The organism is Microbacterium sp. H6, assembly GCF_003314775.1.
GTDB classification, from domain to species: Bacteria; Actinomycetota; Actinomycetes; order Actinomycetales; family Microbacteriaceae; genus Microbacterium; species Microbacterium oxydans.
On the sequence record NZ_QOAY01000112.1, the window covers coordinates 29,722 to 49,075 of the forward strand.

The 19,354-nt window shown below is 66.7% G+C and carries 23 protein-coding genes; 5 read left to right on the forward strand and 18 right to left on the reverse strand.

The features are described from left to right. Positions 1–496: class I SAM-dependent methyltransferase (locus DSP71_RS07660; protein WP_258546322.1), on the forward strand; the 496-nt coding region annotated here is incomplete at its 5' end. Positions 497–541: 45 nt separating this feature from the next. On the opposite strand, the gene dapF is transcribed toward DSP71_RS07660, so the two are convergent. From dapF to DSP71_RS07735, 15 genes are all read right to left on the reverse strand, one after another. Beyond that, entirely contained in the window at positions 542–1,414 is an 873-nt protein-coding gene (gene dapF / locus DSP71_RS07665) for a diaminopimelate epimerase (RefSeq protein ID WP_058630541.1), read from the reverse strand. A gap of 35 nt (positions 1,415–1,449) precedes the next feature. Continuing rightward, positions 1,450–1,986 (reverse strand): dihydrofolate reductase family protein, encoded by a 537-nt coding sequence (locus tag DSP71_RS07670; RefSeq protein WP_058630540.1) that lies wholly within the window; start codon positions 1,984–1,986, stop codon positions 1,450–1,452. Positions 1,987–2,037: 51 nt separating this feature from the next. After that, the gene (gene miaA, locus DSP71_RS07675; RefSeq protein ID WP_058630539.1) at positions 2,038–2,949 is read right to left on the reverse strand and encodes a tRNA (adenosine(37)-N6)-dimethylallyltransferase MiaA; all 912 of its coding nucleotides are present in this window, start codon (positions 2,947–2,949) and stop codon (positions 2,038–2,040) included. Beyond that, complete coding sequence (miaB, locus tag DSP71_RS07680; protein ID WP_058630665.1) at positions 2,946–4,493, reverse strand: tRNA (N6-isopentenyl adenosine(37)-C2)-methylthiotransferase MiaB; 1,548 nt, start codon at positions 4,491–4,493, stop codon at positions 2,946–2,948. The genes miaA and miaB overlap by 4 nt, the downstream gene beginning before the upstream one ends. Before the next feature lie 49 nt (positions 4,494–4,542). Next, positions 4,543–4,992 carry a regulatory protein RecX gene (locus DSP71_RS23340; RefSeq protein ID WP_227750933.1) on the reverse strand — a complete coding sequence of 150 codons (450 nt, stop codon included), beginning with the start codon at positions 4,990–4,992 and terminating at the stop codon, positions 4,543–4,545. Between the two features lie 431 nt (positions 4,993–5,423). After that, the gene (gene recA, locus DSP71_RS07690; RefSeq protein ID WP_061017554.1) at positions 5,424–6,473 is read right to left on the reverse strand and encodes a recombinase RecA; all 1,050 of its coding nucleotides are present in this window, start codon (positions 6,471–6,473) and stop codon (positions 5,424–5,426) included. Between the two features lie 266 nt (positions 6,474–6,739). Continuing rightward, a complete protein-coding gene (locus DSP71_RS07695) occupies positions 6,740–6,964 on the reverse strand; it encodes a DUF3046 domain-containing protein (RefSeq protein WP_113680796.1) in 225 nt (74 codons plus the stop codon). An 18-nt stretch (positions 6,965–6,982) separates the two neighbouring features. Beyond that, positions 6,983–7,291: a helix-turn-helix domain-containing protein gene (locus tag DSP71_RS07700; protein ID WP_026049981.1), complete on the reverse strand. Its 309-nt coding sequence runs from the start codon at positions 7,289–7,291 to the stop codon at positions 6,983–6,985. Between the two features lie 141 nt (positions 7,292–7,432). Next, positions 7,433–7,918: a CinA family protein gene (locus DSP71_RS07705; RefSeq protein ID WP_046748326.1), complete on the reverse strand. Its 486-nt coding sequence runs from the start codon at positions 7,916–7,918 to the stop codon at positions 7,433–7,435. Further along, positions 7,915–8,490: a CDP-diacylglycerol--glycerol-3-phosphate 3-phosphatidyltransferase gene (pgsA, locus tag DSP71_RS07710; protein ID WP_113680785.1), complete on the reverse strand. Its 576-nt coding sequence runs from the start codon at positions 8,488–8,490 to the stop codon at positions 7,915–7,917. Before pgsA ends, DSP71_RS07705 begins: the two co-directional genes overlap by 4 nt. Next, positions 8,490–11,225, reverse strand: coding sequence for a DNA translocase FtsK (locus DSP71_RS07715; protein WP_113680786.1), 2,736 nt, complete (start codon positions 11,223–11,225; stop codon positions 8,490–8,492). The genes pgsA and DSP71_RS07715 overlap by 1 nt, the downstream gene beginning before the upstream one ends. Positions 11,226–11,299: 74 nt before the next feature. Then, positions 11,300–11,794: a GNAT family N-acetyltransferase gene (locus tag DSP71_RS07720; RefSeq protein WP_113680787.1), complete on the reverse strand. Its 495-nt coding sequence runs from the start codon at positions 11,792–11,794 to the stop codon at positions 11,300–11,302. A 72-nt stretch (positions 11,795–11,866) separates the two neighbouring features. Continuing rightward, on the reverse strand, positions 11,867–13,543 hold the full coding sequence (locus tag DSP71_RS07725; RefSeq protein ID WP_058630532.1) for a ribonuclease J: 1,677 nt from the start codon (positions 13,541–13,543) through the stop codon (positions 11,867–11,869). Between the two features lie 53 nt (positions 13,544–13,596). Beyond that, complete coding sequence (gene dapA / locus DSP71_RS07730) at positions 13,597–14,574, reverse strand: 4-hydroxy-tetrahydrodipicolinate synthase (protein ID WP_046748321.1); 978 nt, start codon at positions 14,572–14,574, stop codon at positions 13,597–13,599. A 28-nt stretch (positions 14,575–14,602) separates the two neighbouring features. Further along, a complete protein-coding gene (locus DSP71_RS07735) occupies positions 14,603–15,022 on the reverse strand; it encodes an EF-Tu/IF-2/RF-3 family GTPase (protein ID WP_113680788.1) in 420 nt (139 codons plus the stop codon). Between the two features lie 45 nt (positions 15,023–15,067). On the opposite strand from DSP71_RS07735, the gene DSP71_RS07740 reads away from it, so the two are divergent. Further along, entirely contained in the window at positions 15,068–15,631 is a 564-nt protein-coding gene (locus DSP71_RS07740) for an NUDIX domain-containing protein (protein ID WP_113680789.1), read from the forward strand. Between the two features lie 32 nt (positions 15,632–15,663). On the opposite strand, the gene DSP71_RS07745 is transcribed toward DSP71_RS07740, so the two are convergent. Genes DSP71_RS07745 through DSP71_RS07755 form a run of 3 tightly spaced genes read right to left on the reverse strand, consistent with a single transcriptional unit; the run spans position 15,664 to position 17,707 of the window. Continuing rightward, a complete protein-coding gene (locus tag DSP71_RS07745; protein WP_113680790.1) occupies positions 15,664–16,425 on the reverse strand; it encodes an SDR family oxidoreductase in 762 nt (253 codons plus the stop codon). Beyond that, positions 16,425–16,901 carry a dihydrofolate reductase gene (locus DSP71_RS07750; RefSeq protein WP_058630527.1) on the reverse strand — a complete coding sequence of 159 codons (477 nt, stop codon included), beginning with the start codon at positions 16,899–16,901 and terminating at the stop codon, positions 16,425–16,427. The genes DSP71_RS07745 and DSP71_RS07750 overlap by 1 nt, the downstream gene beginning before the upstream one ends. Next, positions 16,898–17,707: a thymidylate synthase gene (locus DSP71_RS07755; RefSeq protein ID WP_046748316.1), complete on the reverse strand. Its 810-nt coding sequence runs from the start codon at positions 17,705–17,707 to the stop codon at positions 16,898–16,900. Before DSP71_RS07755 ends, DSP71_RS07750 begins: the two co-directional genes overlap by 4 nt. Before the next feature lie 117 nt (positions 17,708–17,824). On the opposite strand from DSP71_RS07755, the gene DSP71_RS07760 reads away from it, so the two are divergent. The 3 genes from DSP71_RS07760 (at position 17,825) to DSP71_RS07770 (ending at position 19,340) form a co-directional block, all read left to right on the forward strand. Next, entirely contained in the window at positions 17,825–18,238 is a 414-nt protein-coding gene (locus tag DSP71_RS07760; protein WP_046748471.1) for a thioredoxin family protein, read from the forward strand. A gap of 20 nt (positions 18,239–18,258) precedes the next feature. Beyond that, on the forward strand, positions 18,259–18,834 hold the full coding sequence (locus tag DSP71_RS07765; protein WP_058630525.1) for a DUF4395 domain-containing protein: 576 nt from the start codon (positions 18,259–18,261) through the stop codon (positions 18,832–18,834). A gap of 80 nt (positions 18,835–18,914) precedes the next feature. Then, complete coding sequence (locus tag DSP71_RS07770; protein ID WP_046748314.1) at positions 18,915–19,340, forward strand: OsmC family peroxiredoxin; 426 nt, start codon at positions 18,915–18,917, stop codon at positions 19,338–19,340. Positions 19,341–19,354: the final 14 nt, after the last annotated feature.

The following is a 19,354-nucleotide window of genomic DNA, read 5'->3' on the forward strand; positions in this document are numbered from 1 at the left end:
GCTCCTCGCCAACATGCCCCCGGTTCCGCCGGGCGGCGATCTTCTCGACCTCGGCAGCGGCTGGGGGCCGGTGACGCTGTCGATGGCTCTGGCTGCTCCCCACGCGACGGTCTGGGCCGTCGACGTCAATGAGCGTGCCCTCGATCTCGTGCGTCGCAACGCGGCAGCTCTTGGGCTCACCAATGTCAACGCTTCACTGCCCGACGATGTTCCCGAACACGTGTCATTCCGCACGATCCGCTCCAATCCGCCGATCCGCGTCGGCAAGAACGAGCTCCACGGGCTTCTCGAACGGTGGATCCCGCGCCTCGATGAGCGCAGCGACGCCTGGCTGGTCGTGCAGCGCAACCTCGGAGCCGATTCTCTCCAGCGCTGGATCGGATCGACGTTCCACCCCGGCTACAGCGTGTTCCGAACCGCCACGGGCAAGGGATACCGCATCCTCAAGGTGCGAAAGCACGGAAACCCGCCGACGGAACCGATTCTCCTCAGCTGAGCAGACCGAGGCCGAGTCGATCCGCGCGATGGCCGGACGGAGCCGTCAGACGAGGTCGACCTCGCCCTGGAAGACGAGTTGCGCCGGCCCCGACAGGGCGACGTGCTCGCCGTCTTCTGCGGGGAACATGCGAACGCCGAGCGTACCTCCAGGCACCTCGACCTGCCAGTTGCTCGGAGCGTTCGCTCCCGCCCAGTGCCTGACCGCGAGTGCCGTCGCGGCGACACCCGTGCCACAGCTGAGGGTCTCCCCCACACCACGCTCGAACACCCGCATGCTCACGTGACCGATTCCATCGCGCACGAGCGGCTCACCCGGAACCACGAACTCGATGTTCGCGCCCTCGGGGAGCGGAGGTTCGAGATCGGGCGCCCTGTGCAACTCGAGTGACGCGAGCTCGGCCTCCGAGGCGAGGGCGACCACGACGTGCGGGTTGCCGACGTCGATACCGAGTCCCGGTCGCGTCACGGACAGGCCGTCGACACGAACCAGCGGGTCATCGCCGGAGAGCTTCCAACGCCCGAGATCGACCTGGTATCCGGTAGCGCTTCGCGTGACGTCGCGCACGCCCGCCCTCGTCCCGATCGGCAGTGTGGAGCCGGGTTCGATCGTCGCCAGACCTGAGCGCACGAGGTAGTGGGCGAACACGCGGACACCGTTCCCGCACATCTCGGCGATCGATCCGTCCGCATTGCGGTAGTCCATGAACCACTCCGCCTGTGGCTCCTCCCCCAGAGTCGCCACGCCCTCGGGGATGGCCGAGGACCTCACGACACGGAGAATCCCGTCGGCACCGATGCCGAAATGACGATCGCACAGCACCGCGACCTGCTCGACGGTGAGGTCGAGCTCGGCGTCGGGGTCGGCGATGATGATGAAATCGTTGCCCGTGCCGTGACCCTTGGTGAATGCGACCATGGTTCCAGTCTAGGGATCGTGAGGAGCAGCTCCCGTCACGAACGCCCGTCGCGAGCAACCCGATAGCGCCCGCAGAGGAAGTTGCGATTGCGTGCCACCTCCAGCAGTTCGAGGTCGAGCCTGCGCGGAAGCAGCGGGGCGCCAGAACCGAGCGTCACGGGGGCGTACTGCACCCAGACCTCGTCGAGCAGTCCGGCATCGGCGAACTGGCCTGCCAGGTCTCCCCCACCGACGACCCAGAGGTCTTTTCCTCCGGCGGCCTCCTCCATCTGAGAATGCACCGTCCGGACGTCGGCCTGGGTCAGCCGCACGTCTGCGCCCGTGGGCAGATCGAGCTCGCGGTGAGTGAACACCCACGTGGGTTGCGAGTATCCCCAACGCCCCTCTTCGTGGCGCATCACCCATTCATACGTCGAGGCCCCCATCGCCAGGGCGCCGATGTTCCGCTCGAACCCCGTGTAGGCCATCGGTCCGTCCTGGTCGATGTCCTGCGTGAGCAACCAGTCCAGCGAATGCTCGTCGGTGGCGATGAATCCGTCGAGGCTGGATGCGGTGTAGAAGTGAGTCGTCATCCATCGAGACTGTCAGGGACTACCGACATCGCAGGCCACCGACATCGCAGATCAGGACGAGAGGAGCGCAGCAACCTCCGCGGGGGCGTCCCACCACTCGAGGTCGGGATACCGCTTGAACCACGACACCTGTCGACGGGCGTATCGCCGCGTGAGGGCCTGGGTCTGCGCGATGGCCTCGTCCTGCGTGAGACGACCGTCGAGCTGGTCCAACGCCTGCGCGTAGCCGATGGCGCGCGGCGCTGTTCCTCCGCGCTCGAGCCCGCGGGAGCGCAGCCCGGCGACCTCGTCCGGCAGACCTTCGGCCCACATGCGCTCGACCCTGGCGTCGAGGCGCTCCACCAGTGCGGGGCGATCGACGCGGAGTCCGATCAGTCTTGTGTGCGGGTGCCACAGCACTGGCGTGTCGGGCAGCGCCGCACCATGGGTCGCGCTCCCCTGTTCCAGCACCTCGAGAGCGCGGATGACGCGGCGGGGGTTGCGCGGATCGACACGGTCGGCCGCTTCGGGATCCAGCCCGCGCAGCCGCTCGATCATGATCGCGGCTCCGAGCAACTCGAACTCCTGCTCGAGGCGCTCGCGCAGCGCCGTGTCCCGCGGCGGGAAACGGAAGTCGTAGACGACGCTCGACACGTACAGGCCCGAGCCACCGACGAGGATCGCATCACCCCCGCGGCGGTGGATGTCCTCCACGGCGGCGCGCGCTCGGGGCTGATACCACGCGACAGCCGCGTCCTCATCGACATCGAGCTCGTCGAAGAGATGATGCGGGATCCCCCGCCTCTCCGCCGACGACACCTTCGCTGTGCCGATGTCCATGCCGCGGTAGAGCTGCATGGCATCGGCGTTCACGATCTCAGCCGGGTTCCCTCGGGCTCGCAGCGCCTCGGCCAGCTCTATCGCGAGGTCGCTCTTCCCGGTACCGGTCGCCCCGACGATCGCCCAGAGGCGAGGTTCGGTCACACCCCGACGCGCAGTGTCGGAAGCCCGAGTGACACAGCCTTCTTCTCGCCGCTGCCGCTCGGAGCGGGTACGGCGCACGACTCCGACTGCGAACGGTCCCAGGCGTCTCCGCCTCGAGTGCGACGGATCTTGAGAGGCGCTCCCGTCGGGTCGTCTGCGAGCAGGTGGAACGGAGCTCCATGGGTCACCGTCACGGTGACGACGTCTCCTGGACGAGGAAGGTCCGACCCCGGTGTCACCTCGAAGTGCACGAGTCTGTTGTCCTCCGCGCGACCGGTGAGCCGGTGGGTCTCGGTGTCCTTCTTGCCCTCACCCGTGGAGACGAGAACCTCGATCTGCCGACCCACCTGCTTCTGGTTCTCTTCCAGCGAGATGCGCTCCTGAAGGGCGATCAGGCGGTTGTAGCGCGCCTGGACTATGTCCTTCGGAACCTGGTCCTCCATGGTCGCCGCAGGCGTGCCTTCGCGGATCGAGTACTGGAAGGTGAAGGCGCTGGAGAAACGAGCCTGCTCGACGACACGCATGGTGTCTTCGAAGTCCTCCTCGGTCTCCCCCGGGAACCCGACGATGATGTCGGTCGTGATGGCGGCGTTCGGGATGCGCGCGCGGACGCGGTCGAGGATCCCGAGGAAGCGCTCACTGCGGTAGGAACGTCGCATCGCTTTGAGGATGCGATCGCTCCCCGACTGCAACGGCATGTGAAGCTGCGGCATGACGTTCGGAGTCTCCGCCATGGCATCGATCACGTCATCCGTGAAGGCTGCGGGGTGCGGGCTGGTGAATCGGACGCGCTCGAGGCCTTCGATCTCACCGGCCGCGCGCAGGAGCTTGCCGAACGCCTGTCGATCGCCGAATTCGACGCCGTAGGAATTCACGTTCTGCCCGAGAAGCGTGACCTCGATCGCACCGTCTTCGACCAGAAGCCGGATCTCGTTCAGGATGTCGCCGGGACGACGGTCCTTCTCCTTGCCGCGCAGGCTGGGCACGATGCAGAACGTGCAGGTGTTGTTGCACCCGACCGAGATCGACACCCAGCCGCTGTGCGCCGAGTCTCGCTTCGTAGGCAAGGTTGAGGGGAACACTTCGAGCGACTCGAGGATCTCGAGTTCGGCATCCCCGTTGTGGCGGGCGCGCTCGAGCAGCCCCGGAAGGGAACCCATGTTGTGGGTGCCGAAGACGACATCGACCCACGGCGCCTTGTCGAGCACAGCCTGCTTGTCCATCTGTGCGAGGCAGCCGCCGACGGCGATCTGCATCCCGTCTTTGCGGCGCTTGACCGACGCGAGATGGCCGAGTGTGCCGTAGAGCTTGCCTGCGGCGTTGTCGCGGACCGCGCAGGTGTTGATGATCACCACATCGGCTTCCGCACCGTCGACTGCCCTGACGTAACCTGCGCTCTCCAACGAGCCCGAGAGGCGCTCCGAGTCGTGCACGTTCATCTGGCACCCGAAGGTGCGTACTTCATACGATCGCTGTCGTCCGTCGACGTCGACGGCTGCCGACGACGCGCCGATGATCGTCGGTTCGCTGCGCGGGATAGTCATGATCACCCCATTGTACGAGCCGTTTCCGTGCGGAAGCGGCGCTCACTGCTCAGTCGGAATCGACGAACCGCACCCCTGAGGTCGCTCCGCCGAACGAAGCCTCGCGCAGCGCGACCTTCGCCGCCTTCATGGCGACCGCTCCGTTGTAGCCACGACGAGAAAGCTGTCCCACCAGACGACGGAGCGCCGCGTCGGGGTCGAGTCGAGTCATCGACCGCGCCTTGGTGCGGGCGAACTCCAGCGCGCGTTCGTCGTCGTCGTCCGGAAGCTCTTCGAGCGCGCTATCGATGACCTCACGCGGAATCCCCCGCTGAGCGAGCGCGCGAGACAGAGCGACTCTCCCCTGCCCCTTTCGATCCACTCCCGACCTCACGAGGACGCCGGCCAGGGCCGCATCATCGAGGTAACCACGACGGCAGAAGTCCTCGATCACATCGCTGATCGCACTGCCATCGAGGCCCGCACCACGCAGCACCTGCCGGGCTTCAGAGATCGACAACGACCGGGCTCGCAGCTTTCGCAGGAGCGACTCCTCGGCCGCGACCCGGATCTCATCGTGTGACGCCTCTTGCTGGGTCGCGCCGTCTCCTTCCGTCGCGTCGAGCGCGCGGAGCCTGGGAGCCGACCGCGAGGGATGAGAGCTCCTGGCGCCGGAGGGATCCCTGCGCCCGCGCGCCGGATGGCGCTCACTCGGGGTTCCCGTGTGAGCTGCATCGTCGGCTGTGTCGATGGAAGCAGGGTCGCCTGGAGGAGAGTCCCAGGTCGTACGCCAGACCGCATCCCCGTCGCCTCGCGATGATGGCAGTGTCGCTGATTCGCCGTACTTCGTGACCGGCGTGGAAGGCGTCGCTCCTGGTTTCTTCGCTGTTCCGCCGAAGAGGGGGATGATGGGGGCGATCCGGTCAGGATCGCCCCCACGCGAGTCGTTCATCAGGCCGGACGACGCTCTGCGAGCTCATCGGCAGCGGCCGGGGCAGCGGACGGCCCGCCGATACCGAGCTTCTGCTTGATCTGCGTCTCGATAGCCAGAGCGATGTCGGGGTTGTTGAGCAGGAACGTGCGTGCGTTCTCCTTGCCCTGACCCAGCTGATCACCGTCATAGGTGTACCAGGAACCCGACTTCTTCACGATGGCGTGTTCGACGCCGAAGTCGATCAGGCTGCCTTCGCGGGAGATGCCGACGCCGTAGAGGATGTCGAACTCCGCCTGCTTGAACGGCGGCGCCATCTTGTTCTTCACGACCTTGACCCTGGTGCGGTTTCCGACGGCATCGGTTCCGTCCTTCAGCGTCTCGATACGACGGATGTCCATGCGGACCGAGGCGTAGAACTTCAGCGCCTTACCGCCGGCGGTGGTCTCGGGGGAACCGAAGAAGACGCCGATCTTCTCACGCAGCTGGTTGATGAAGATCATGGTGGTGTTGGTCTGGTTCAGACCACCGGTGAGCTTACGAAGGGCCTGCGACATGAGTCGCGCCTGCAGACCCACGTGCGAGTCGCCCATCTCGCCCTCGATCTCGGCACGAGGCACGAGCGCCGCGACGGAGTCGATGACGATGAGGTCGATGGCTCCGGAGCGCACCAGCATGTCGGCGATCTCGAGCGCCTGCTCACCGGTGTCGGGCTGCGACACCAGGAGAGCATCGATGTCGACGCCCAGCTTCGCGGCATAGTCGGGGTCGAGCGCGTGCTCGGCATCGATGAACGCCGCGATTCCCCCGGCCCGCTGAGCGTTGGCGATCGCGTGCAGCGTGAGAGTCGTCTTACCCGAGGACTCCGGTCCGTAGATCTCTACGATTCGGCCACGCGGCAGTCCTCCCACGCCGAGGGCGACGTCGAGGGCGATGGAGCCGGTCGGGATGACGGCCACAGGGGCACGCTCATCGCTGCCCAGCCGCATGACCGAGCCCTTTCCGAACTGGCGGTCGATCTGAGCGAGGGCGGTCTCGAGGGACTTCTCGCGGTCGGCGGGTGATGGCATAATGTGCTCCTTCTGCGCGCGTGATGCCGCCTGTAGGCTGTCGCGGCTCTTCCGGTTGGGAGAAACTCTCCGACAAGGCGTAATGGCTCTTCGGCTTGTTTCCACCGTAGGAGGGACCACCGACATCGGTGCGACGATCTCACATACAGTGCAGAACAAACGCTCTGGACCACTTGTGCAGAAGACTACGCCCGCTTCGAACGGATCTTCGACGACACGCCGCAAATGGGTGTCGTGTTCCGTAGAGGGCGGACGAGGAACGTCGGTCAGCGCCGCCGCGGCTCCTGCCGTCCGACTCCGTGGCGCCTGTCCTCGGGAACGTCCATCTCCGCGCACAGCGCCAGCCAGATGTCTCGCGGCGGCGTGCCGTCGGCGAGAGCTTCGAGAGCGGTACGCCCACCTACGGCACTCAGGCCGAGGTCGTTGACCAGAGAGGAAGCCCTCAGCCCGAACTCGGTCTCGACGGCGCGAAGGAACTCGCTACGACGCATCACCACCCCATTCGGGGGTCAGTGCAGCGAGAGCTGAGGCTCGACCGACGCCACGAGGTCGTCGGGAACGACGTCAGGGAAGACCTGAATGCCCTCGAGCACCGAAATGCGGTCACCGACTTCGCGCATGATCGTCGAGATGGGGACGTCGAGAGCGTCTGCGACCGAGGCGAGGATCTCGCTCGAAGCCTCTTTCTGACCGCGCTCCACCTCGCTGAGGTAGCCGAGTGCGACCGATGCCTTGCTGGCGACCTGCCGGAGCGTACGCCCCTTCTGCAGGCGGAAGTCCCTCAGCACATCGCCGATTTCCTGTCGTACAAGAATCATCGGAACCTCCTCCCCATGTGTTCGCTCGAGGTCTCCCCCGATGAGACAGCCAGTCTAGTACCCCTGGCGTGCACAGAATCTACTCCTGCACTCTGTGGTTTACGTGTGAGCACATCAGAGACAACCAGCCGCAGGGCTCTGCTATTCCGAGAGCAGGGCGAGCATCTCCTGGAGTGCCGCGTCCACCGTCTGCGCCCGGATCGATTCCCGGTCGCCGACGAAGAGAAAGGCCCTGGTCCGCGATGCCGCGGGGGTGACGACGCCGATGTGCACCGTGCCGACGGGCTGCCCGTCCGGAGACACCGGTCCGGCGATCCCGGTCGTGGACACCCCCACATCGGCAGCCTCGCCGTCGACGCCGACGACGCGTCTGACGCCGTCTGCCATCTCCAGTGCGACCTGCGGATGCACCGGCCCGTATCTCGACAGCAGGCCCTCATCCACGCCCAGCACGGACGACTTGACCGGCGTGGCATATGCCACGACGCCTCCGAGCAGCACGGCTGACGCTCCGGGAACCGCGACGAGATCGGCGCACAGGGCGCCCCCGGTCAGGGATTCGGCCACGCCGAGCTTCCATCCTCGTCGGCCCAGCGCAGCGAGGACCTCGGCTGCCGCCTGACTCATGACTTCCGGCGCGACCCGCGTACCTGCGCCACGACGTAGTCGATGCCGCTCGCCACCGTGAGGACCAGGACGATGAGCATGATGATGAACGTGATCAATGTCCAGGCGTCGAGACCGATGACGTAGTGCAGCGGGAGGAGTGCCCACCCGAGCGCCACCCCTTGGAACGCGGTCTTGATCTTGCCCATCCAGGCCGCGGCCACGACGTGTTCGCTGGCCACCATGAGCCGATGGATCGTGATGCCCCATTCGCGCACGAGGATGATCGCGACGATCCACCAGTTGACCTCGCCCAGAATCGCGAGCCCGATGAAGCCGGCACCGGTGAGCATCTTGTCGGCGATCGGATCCCAGAGCTTGCCGAAATCACTGACGATGTCGTACTTGCGGGCGAGGTACCCGTCGACCCAGTCCGTCGAGATCCCGACGATGAAGATGACTCCGGCCGCCCAGCGGAGACCCGGGTCCGAGAACCCATAGGTGCCACCCAGCAGGAGCAGGACGAAGAAGACGACGGCCAGCGGGATGCGCGCGACCGTGATGGCGTTGGGGAGCTGCCGTGGGATAGCCATCAGTCGCGTCCCGTCAAGCCCCAGGCATCTTCGTCGCCCTCAGCTTCCACCTCGGGAAGACCCTCGTACTGAGCCGCGATCGGGTCATGCGTCTGCGGGAGCGGCGGGACGGGCGGAACCGCAGGCGCAGCCGATGCCGATGTCGGTGCCGGAACGTCGTCTCCGCGCAACTTGGCCATCACCTGCGGGAGCTGCTCGGCGGTCGCCAGCACGTCTCGCGCCTTCGACCCCTCGGAGGGGCCGACGATCTCGCGCGACTCGAGCAGATCCATGAGACGACCTGCCTTCGCGAACCCGACGCGGAGCTTGCGCTGGAGCATCGACGTCGATCCGAACTGCGAGGAGACGATGAGCTCGGCGGCTGCGAGCAGCAGCTCCAGGTCATCCCCGATGTCCTCGTCGACTTCCTTCTTCTTCGTCGGCTCCATCGCCTCCTGCACATCCGGACGGTAGTCCGGACGTGCCTGACGGGTGACGTGCTTGACGACCGCGTCGATCTCCTTCTCATCGACCCACGCGCCCTGGAGGCGGAACGGCTTCGATGAGCCCATCGGCGAGAACAGGGCGTCACCTTGACCGATGAGCTTGTCGGCACCGGGGCTGTCGAGGATGACCCGGCTGTCCGTGACGCTCGTCACGGCGAAGGCGAGTCGTGACGGGACGTTGGCCTTGATCAGGCCCGTCACGACGTCGACGCTCGGGCGCTGAGTCGCTAGCACGAGATGGATGCCGGAGGCACGTGCGAGCTGCGTGATGCGGACGATCGAGTCCTCGACGTCGCGAGGGGCGACCATCATGAGGTCGGCGAGCTCATCGACGACCACCAGAAGGTACGGGTACGGCTTCAGGACACGCTCGCTGCCCACCGGGAGCTCGACCTCGCCCGCGCGGACAGCCCGGTTGAAGTCGTCGATGTGCCGGAAACCGAACGACGCGAGATCGTCGTACCGCATGTCCATCTCCTTCACGACCCACTGCAGCGCCTCCGCCGCCTTCTTCGGGTTCGTGATGATGGGCGTGATCAGATGCGGGACACCGGCGTAGCTGGTCAGCTCGACACGCTTCGGGTCGATCAGCACCATGCGCACGTCGGACGGGCGGGCACGCATCAGCAGACTCGTGATCATGGAGTTCACGAAGCTCGACTTACCCGAACCGGTGGAGCCGGCCACGAGGAGGTGCGGCATCTTCGCGAGGTTCGCGATGACGATGTTGCCGCCGACGTCTTTGCCAACGCCGATGGTCATCGGGTGCGTGCTCTTCTGCGCAGCGGGCGAGCGCAGCACATCGCCGAGAGCCACCATCTCCTTGTCGGCGTTCGGGATCTCGATGCCGATCGCGCTCTTGCCCGGGATCGGCGAGAGGATGCGCACGTCGTTCGAGGCCACGGCGTAGGCGAAGTTGTTACTCAGCTGCAGGATCTTCTCGACCTTGACGCCGTGGCCCACCTCGACCTCGTACTGCGTGACCGTCGGTCCACGGGAGAAGCCGGTCACCTTGGCATCGACCTTGAACTGCGACAGCACGCTGGTGATCTGCTCGATCACCTTGTCGGTCGCCTCTGAGCGCATGACGGGCGGCGGGCCTTCGACCAGGAGTCCGGGAGACGGGAGGATGTATGGCGTGACGGGGGCCTGCGGGCCGCGGTCGCCCGGACCATCGGTGCCGAACCCGTCGAGACCGGGTAGTTCCGGCACCTCTCCTGTCTCGGAGGAGTCATCAAGCAGGGCCGTGGTCTGCTGCTCGGCGAGCGAGTCGGCGACCGACCTGACCTCGGACAGCACCTCGGTGGCCGCGTCGTAAGGATTCTCGACGACCACTGCCTGGTCGTACGCAGGCGTGGGATCGGAGGTGGTCAGGAGCGCGGTGATGTCGTCGGAATCGAGTGTGCCCTCATCCGGGTCCTCTTCGCGGCCGGTCTTGTTCCGGCGCCACCACGGCAGTACGTCGGGGTCATCGGTCTTGTCCGCATCGTCGATCGCTGCGGCGTCCTTCGCCGGCTTCTCCGGTCGCTCCGCGTCGAACATCCAGGCGTAGAGGTCCCCGAGGCGCGAACCGATGCGATTCGGCGGTGTCTTGGTGAGGATCAGGATGCTGAGTGCCACGAGCAGCGACAGCACGATGTACGCCGGGATGTCGGTGAGGTACGTCAGCGGCTGCCCCACCAGCCAGCCCAGCAGACCGCCCGACTCGCTGAGCGCAGGCATCCCCTGGTTCGGATGCGGGCGAGGCCCTGCGACATGGAAGATCCCCGCGAGGGCGAGGACGAACATGCCGAAGCCGATGCCGATACGACCGTTGTCGTGGACGGAGGACGGGTGCCGGAACAGCCATCCGGCGAGCAGGAGGAGCAGCACGGGCATGATGAAGGCCACGCGTCCGACGAAGAGACCCACCGAGTAGGCACTGATGTTCGCTGCGACCTCGTTGCCGATGAAGAACCACTCGTTGACCGCACCGAGCACGGCGAGGAGCACGAGGAAGAACGGGAAGCCGTCGCGACGGTCGTCCTTCTCGAGGGTCTCAGGGCCGAACGCGCGGAAGAGTCCTCCGACCCCGTGCGCCAGCCCGACCCAGGCACGGACGGCGACGGGAGGCTTGTCGGCCTCGTCGATGTACTTCTTGGGAGCGGGTTGGGCCTTGCGAGCGGGCGTGGCCTTGGGAGCCGTCTGCCGCTTGGGGCGCGACGGTGCGCTCGTCGACGCGCGCTCTGTCTTCGTGGTACTCCTGGCCATGCTCTCACGTTACGTCCAACAGGCGACATCGCCGCGTAATGACGCGGCTTTCCACGGATCGCAGAGAGCGTACGCTACCCCGTACCGCGAGCCATCGTGTCGCGCGTCGACCCCTGACCCACCACGGCGAACCCTTCCGCACGATACAGATTGCGCGCGAAGTTGTCCCGCTCCACGCTCAAGCTGATCCTGGCATGGCCTTGGGACCCGGCGAGCTGCACGATGCCGCGCAGCAGGGACCGACCAACACCCCGAGCGCGCCAGAGCGGGTGCACGCCGATGATCAGCTCGGGGACCGCGATGCCGATGAAACCGAATCCCGGCTTGTTCTGCGGAAGCACCCGATACCAGGCGGCACCGACCGCGACGTCATCGTCACCCAGCGCGACGAGGCCGTCGTCTGACATGCGTTTCCACCCCGCGAGGTAGCGCCGATGCTCCGTCGAGGTCAGCACCTCGTGCCGTGGCCGCACTCCCCCGGCTCGCCAGTTCGCCGCCTCGACGAGCATGTCGCCGAGGAACATCGCATCCGTCTGCGACGCCCTGCGAAGCGAGAAGCCCCTGTGCATGACGCGAGCATAGGCCGACGGTGTTACGTCGGCATGACGACTACCCGTGAGTGCGAGAGGACCGCGCCGGCGTCACGCCTCGATGACGAGCGGCACGATCATGGGGCGACGACGAAGCCGCTGATTCACCCAGCGACCGATCGTGCGTCGCACGACCTGCGACAGCGCATGGGTGTCACGGACACCATTGCCGGACGCCTCCTTGAGCGCGGCGACGATCTTGGGCGTGACGTCATCGAACACGGAGTCGTCCTCGGCGACGCCGCGCGCATGGATCTCCGGGCCCGAGATGATGCGCCCGGTCGTGGCGTCCACCACGACGATGACCGAGATGAAGCCCTCCTCGCCGAGGATCCGGCGGTCCTTGAGGTCGGCGTCCGTGATCTCGCCGACGGTTGAGCCGTCGACGTACACGAACCCGAGATCGAGCTGACCTGCGACCTTCGCGACCCCGCCCTTGAGGTCGATCACGGTGCCGTTCGAGGCGATGATCGTGTTGTCCTCCGGCACGCCGGTGTCCTGCGCCAGCTTGGCGTTCGCGATGAGATGGCGGTACTCGCCATGGACCGGGAGGACGTTCTTCGGCTTCAGGATGTTGTAGCAGTAGATGAGCTCACCCGCGGCGGCGTGCCCGGAGACGTGCACCTTCGCGTTCGCCTTGTGCACGACGTTGGCGCCCAGCTTGGTCAAGCCGTCGATCACGCGGTACACCGCGTTCTCGTTGCCCGGGATGAGGCTGGAGGCGAGGATGACGGTGTCGCCCTCGCTGATCTCGATCGCGTGATCCATGTTCGCCATCCGGCTGAGCACGGCCATCGGCTCTCCCTGCGAGCCCGTCGACATGTAGACGATCTGCTCGTCGGGCAGATCACGTGCCTTCTTGAAGTCGATCAGGACGCCGTCCGGCACCTTCAGGTAGCCGAGCTGCTCGGCGATCGTCATGTTCCGGACCATGCTGCGGCCGAGGAACGCGACGCGGCGCCCGTTGGCGTGTGCGGCATCGATGACCTGCTGCACACGGTGGACGTGGCTGGAGAAGCTGGCGACGATGACGCGACGCGGCGCCTTCGCGATCACCTGATCGAGCACGGGGCCGATGGAGCGTTCCGTCGGGGTGAAGCCCGGCACGTCGGCGTTGGTCGAATCGACGAGGAACAGATCCACGCCCTCTTCCCCGAGGCGGGCGAACGCGCGCAGGTCGGTGATCCGGCCGTCGAGGGGAAGCTGGTCCATCTTGAAGTCGCCGGTCGCGAGGACCATGCCGGCGGGGGTGCGGATGGCCACGGCCAGCGCGTCGGGGATGGAGTGGTTGACCGCGACGAACTCCAGGTCGAACGGACCGACCCGCTCCTCCTGCCCCTCCTTCACGGTGAGGGTGAAGGCCTTGATGCGGTGCTCCTTGAGCTTCGCCTCGACCAGCGCGAGGGTGAGCCCGGAGCCGATCAGAGGGATGTCGCTCTTCAGGCGCAGGAGGTAGGGCACGGCGCCGATGTGATCTTCGTGGCCGTGCGTGAGCACGACACCGACGATGTCGTCGAGGCGATCACGGATGGGCTCGAAGTCCGGGAGGATCAGGTCGACTCCCGGCTGGTGCTCCTCCGGAAAGAGCACACCGCAGTCGACGATCAGGATCTTCCCGTCGTACTCGAACATGGTCATGTTGCGACCGATCTCTCCGAGCCCGCCGATCGGGATGACCCGCAGCGTCCCTTCATCGAGAGCGGTCGGTTCTACCAGGGGAATGGACATGCTGTCTCCTCAGTCGGACACTCCGCGCGTCCGTTCGTTCATGGCGACGCGACTCAGCGCGTCGTGCCGTGCACCTTCGGCAGGGCACCGCCCGCGGCCGCATTGCGGTCGGGACGGAAGTTCGAGAAGTCGGCACCGGGAACGTCCTGGACGAGGTCGAGCTCATCCTCGATGAGCGCCGCCTCCCATTCCTCGGGACCGACCAGGGGAAGTCGGACGCGCGGACTCGAGATGCGACCGAGTCCGTGCAGGATGTACTTGGCCGCGACGGTCCCAGGCACATGCGTCATCACGGCGCGGACGAGCGGCTCGAGCCGCTTGTGCTCCGCCGTGGCCGTGGCGAGGTCTCCCGCGTTCACCGCGTCGATGATCGTGCGGTACGGCGCCGCGGCGACGTTGGCCGTCACGCCGATCAAACCGGTCGCCCCGATCGCGAGGTGCGGCAGCACGTTCGCGTCGTCGCCCGAGAAGTACATGAGGTCGGTCTGGTTCAGCACCCGACTCACCTCGGAGAAGTCGCCCTTGGCGTCCTTCACAGCGAGGATGTTCGGGTGCTTCGCCAGACGCAGGATCGTCTCGTACTTGATCGGCACACCGGTCCGGCCCGGGATGTCGTAGAGGATCACCGGGAGGTCGGTGGCGTCGGCCACCAGACGGAAGTGTGTGAGGATGCCCGCCTGCGTGGGCTTGTTGTAGTAAGGCGTGACGATCATGATGCCGTCGGCGCCTGCCTTCTCGCTGGCCTTGTAGAGCTCGATCGCGTGCGCGGTCTCGTTCGACCCGCCACCCGTGATGATCTTCGCCCGACCTGCGGAGACGGACTTGCCGACCTCGACGAGCTTGAGCTTCTCGGGGTCCGTCAGAGTCGAGGTCTCGCCGGTCGTTCCCGTCACGACGATGCCGTCCGCTCCCGCGGTGATCACGTCATCGATGTGCTTCTCGACGGCGGGCCAGTCGACTTCGCCGTCGGCCGTCATCGGAGTGACGAGCGCGACGAGAACCTGTCCGAAGGGGTTGCCCGAGTGCGTCATAGACCCAGCGTATCGGTTCGACCACCGGTCATGCGGACGCGAAGACGCGGATGACGTCCCCGCGGGCGACGTCGTTCTTCCCTGCCAGGAGCACCCCGACCATGTCACCGGCCCTCGCCTCGTTCGCGCGCTTACGGAACATCTCGATTCCGGTGATCTCGGTCGTCGACAGCGCGGCACCGTCACGGATGACCGAGACGGCGTCTCCGATACGGACGACACCGCGGCTCACTTTGCCCGTGGCCACGAGACCGCGGCCGGTGATCCTGAACACGTCCTCGACGGCGACCTCTCCGGCTCCGGCCTCACTGCCGACAGTCATGGGCGCGGCCGTATCGGCGGAGATCCCCGCGGTGAGGTCCGCGAGGCGAGCGGCCTCCGCAGCGTTGTACGCCCGAAGCATCTCATCGGCACCCTGAGGATCGCGCTTTCTCCTGAACAAACCCATGCACCGATCGTACGGACCGGGGGCGCTCCGCCGTACGCTCGTGGGATGGGCTGGCTCACACGAAGCACCGACACGAAGTACGAGAACGCATGGATCCGCGTGCGAGAGGACCGGATCACGGGGCCCTCAGGCGACGAGGGTATCTACGGTGTCGTCTCCATGCAGCATCCGGCCGTGTTCGTCGTCGCGATGGACGAGGACGAGCGCGTGTGCCTCGTCACGATCGACAGATACACCGTCGGCACGAGCGTCGAGATCCCGGCCGGTGGCAGCGACGGGGAGGACACACTCGTCGCGGCTCAGCGCGAACTCCGCGAGGAGACGGGGTACGAGGCGGCCGACTGGACCCCTCTCGGCGGCATGCTGGCTCTGAACGGCATCGCCGAGGCCCCGGAGCACGTCTTCCTCGCCCGCGACCTCCATCCGATCACGGGCGAAGACGCATCACGCGGCGTCTCTGCCGAGACGCAGGCGGAAGAAGGCATCCGTGCCGTCTCCTGGGTACCGTTCGAGGACGTCCTTACGATGATCGCCGAGGACACGATCACGGACGGCGAGACGATCGCCGCCATCGCGAAAGCCGGGATCCGGCTCGGAAGGTTCCGCTGAACCTCGCGGATCGACCCCGGAAAGGTCTGTGATCAGACCCGGCCGCGACGCGCCACACCGGAGGTGAGTGAACTCGGCAACACGCGCGCCAGAGCGACGATCGCCTTGTATCGCAGCGACGGCACCGACACCGACTTGCCGAGCGCCGCATCGCGAAGGCCGATCCTGACGACGTCGCGCGCATTCAGCCACATGATGGCGGGAACACCCTCCTGACCTACCGGCAGCCCCATCCGCTCGTGGAACGACGTGTGGGTGAATCCCGGGCACAGCGCCGTCACGGAGACTCCGTCCCTCGCGTACTCGGCGTTGGCCCAGCGGCTGAAGCCGATGAGCCATGCCTTGCATGCGGAGTAGGTCGAGCGCGAGATGAATCCCGCGACCGAGGCGACGTTGATGATGCGCCCGCCGCGACCGCGCATGGACTGGAGCGCCGCATGCATGAGGCGCATCGACGCCTCCACATGCAGCCGTAGGTGACGGACCTCGTCGTCGATGTCGTTGTCGGCGAACTGCAGAGGCAATCCGAACCCCGCGTTGTTCACGAGAAGGTCGATAGGGTCCGTGGTGTCGCGCAGCCTTTCCGCGACCTTCTCGACTCCTGCCTCTTCCGCCAGATCGGCGGACACGATCTCGACCGCGACCCCGTACTCGCTCCGCAGTTCCGCCGCCAGCTTCTCGAGGGCGCCCACCGAGCGCGCCACCAGGATGAGGTCGGCCCGCCGCCGAGCCAGTTGACGGGCGAACTCGGCGCCCAGCCCTGCGCTTGCTCCGGTGATCAGCGCGGTGGGCATCAGCGCTCGTATCCCAGGAAGCGGTACCGGACGCCGGTGCGGGAGGTCTGCCACTCCCCCTCGTCGACCAGGCGCCAGCCCTTCTTGTCCGGGGCGTACGCGTCGCCGGCGACGTCCAGGTCGAGCTCGGTGACCTCCAGACGGTCCGCGTCGCCGATCACCTGTCGGAAGATCTCCGCACCGCCGATGATCCATGCCCGGTCGAGTCCGCGGACCGCCTCGGCGACCGTCGCCGCGCGACGCGCGCCCTCTTCGGACCAGTCCTGCTGCCGGGTCACCACGATGTTCTCGCGGCCGGCGAGCGGACGGAAGCGCTCAGGGAGAGAGTCCCAGGTCTTGCGCCCCATCACGACAGGAGCGCCGAGGGTGACTTCCTTGAAGTGAGCCAGGTCCTCTGGCACATGCCATGGCATGCCGCCCTCCGCGCCGATCACGCCACCGTGCGCTTCGGCCCAGATCAAGCCCACCCACGTCATACCGCGACCGCCGCCCTGATCGGCGCGTGGTGCTGGTAGTCCTCCACGATGAAATCCTCGTAGCGGTAGTCGAAAATCGACTCGGGCTTCCGCGCGAAACGCAGCGTCGGGTATGCGTAGGGCTCACGGCTCAGCTGCTCGCGCACCTGCTCCACGTGGTTGTCGTACACGTGGCAGTCGCCGCCGGTCCAGACGAAGTCGCCGGGCTCGAGCCCCACCTGCTGAGCGATCATCAGCGTGAGGAGCGCGTAGGAAGCGATGTTGAACGGCACTCCGAGGAACATGTCCGCGCTGCGCTGGTACAGCTGGCAGGAGAGCTTGCCGTCGGCGACGTAGAACTGGAACAGCGCGTGGCACGGCGCGAGCGCCATGTCGGGGATGTCGGCGGGGTTCCATGCCGAGACGATCAGCCGCCGCGAATCGGGCGACCGTCGGATCTGCTCGATCACCTCGGACAGCTGGTCGATGCTGCCGCCGTCGGGGGTCGGCCAGGAACGCCATTGCACCCCGTAGACAGGACCGAGGTCGCCGGATTCGTCCGCCCACTCATCCCAGATCGTGACGCCGTTCTCCCGAAGCCACCCCACGTTCGAATCGCCCTGCAGGAACCAGAGGAGTTCGTAGGCGATGGACTTGAAGTGCACGCGCTTGGTCGTGATGAGCGGGAACCCCTTCGACAGATCGAAGCGGATCTGTCGACCGAAGACGCTCGTCGTGCCGGTGCCGGTGCGATCGGACTTGTGCGTGCCGCTCTCCAGGACGTCTCGGAGCAGATCTTCATAAGGAGTCGGGACGGCTGCGCTCATGACAGCCACGATACCGCCACCCTCACCCTGTCGGGCGGATGAGCGCGCCACCGGGACGTCGCCGTCATCGTCGGAAACATCGGCCCCGAGCGCCCTGGAGCCGCATATCCTCGACCCATGTCTCCCGCCCTGGCCCTCGGCTTCGCTGCTGCACTGCTCGTGCTCGCGACGCTCATCGGTGTCGCGCTGCGACGCCGTGACGGTCGGCGACGCGACGGCGGCACGCTTCACTTCGTCCCCACGGATGCGGACTCCGCCGAACTCGGGTCCCGGGCGACCCTGGTGCAGTTCAGCACCGAGATGTGCGCGCGGTGCCCGCAGGTGCGCAGGCTGCTCGGCGCATACGCCGCCGAACACGAGGGTCTCCGCCATGTGGAGGTGGATCTGACTCACCGTCCCGACCTCTCGACCCGCTACAAGGTGCTCCAGACACCGACCACCTTCGTCGTGGACGGGTCGGGTGCCGTGCGCGCGCGATTCCACGGTGTCCCTCACCGGCATGCCCTCACCGACGCCCTCGCAACCCTCTGAGCCGAAGAAACGGAGCATCCATGAGCAATCCCGCCGGCATCGACCCCAGAGGCCCCCGATTCGCCGCAGCGATCACCGCGGTGCTGCTGCTGGTGGCGACGTTCCTCGCGCTGACGGGGATATCCACAGCGCAGGCGGGTGCCGCGACGTTCGGCTGGTTCGCGTACCAGCCGCTCGCCGATGCCTCCTTCACGCCGACGGGGTGGGCGATCTCCTCCGCCTCCCTCGCACAGCGCGCTCTCGATCCCGGTTTCCTCCTCACCGCCGTCGCCGCTGCGCTGTTCCTGTGGGGTGTGGTGTCGCCGCGGACCGCTCCCTGGGGCGCGCTGTTCCGCACAGCGGTGCGACCGCGTCTCGCTCCGCCCGCCGAGCTCGAAGACCCCCGCCCTCCGAGGTTCTCGCAGGGTGTCGGACTCTTCGTGGTGGGCATCGGTCTCGTGCTGCACCTCCTCGGCGTTCCGTGGGCTCTGCCGATCGCGACCGCTGCCGCCTTCGTAGCGGCCTTCCTCAACGCGGCATTCGCCTTCTGCCTGGGCTGCCAGCTCTACCTCGTGCTGCAGCGAGCGGGGCTCATCGGCAGGCCTGCCGCCGCCTGAGGCTGTTCCCCGCCCCTCCGCCGCTCGGTAGGCTGGCGACCAGCCGACGCTGCGCCCGCAGTGCGAGAACCGGAGGAATCATGCCTGTCACCAGCGAAGCCGCCAGCACCTGGACCGGATCGCTCATGGAGGGGTCGGGTACGGTCGCGTTCTCGTCGTCCCATCTCGGCACCTTCCCGATCAACTGGAAGGCGCGCAGCGAGGGCAGCGACACGACCACGACGCCCGAGGAGCTCATCGCGGCCGCGCATGCATCGTGCTTCAGCATGGCGCTCTCCCACGCGCTCGCCGAGAACGGCACTCCGCCGGAGCGCGTCAACACCACGGCCTCGGTCACGTTCAAGCCGGGCGTCGGCATCACCGGCAGCCACCTCAACGTCAATGCGACGGTCCCGAATCTCACGCCCGAGGCGTTCCAGGAGATCGCGAACGGAGCCAAGACGGGCTGCCCGGTGTCTCAGGCGCTCTCGGGGATCGATATCACCTTGGAGGCGACACTCGCCTGATCGCGGCGCGGAAT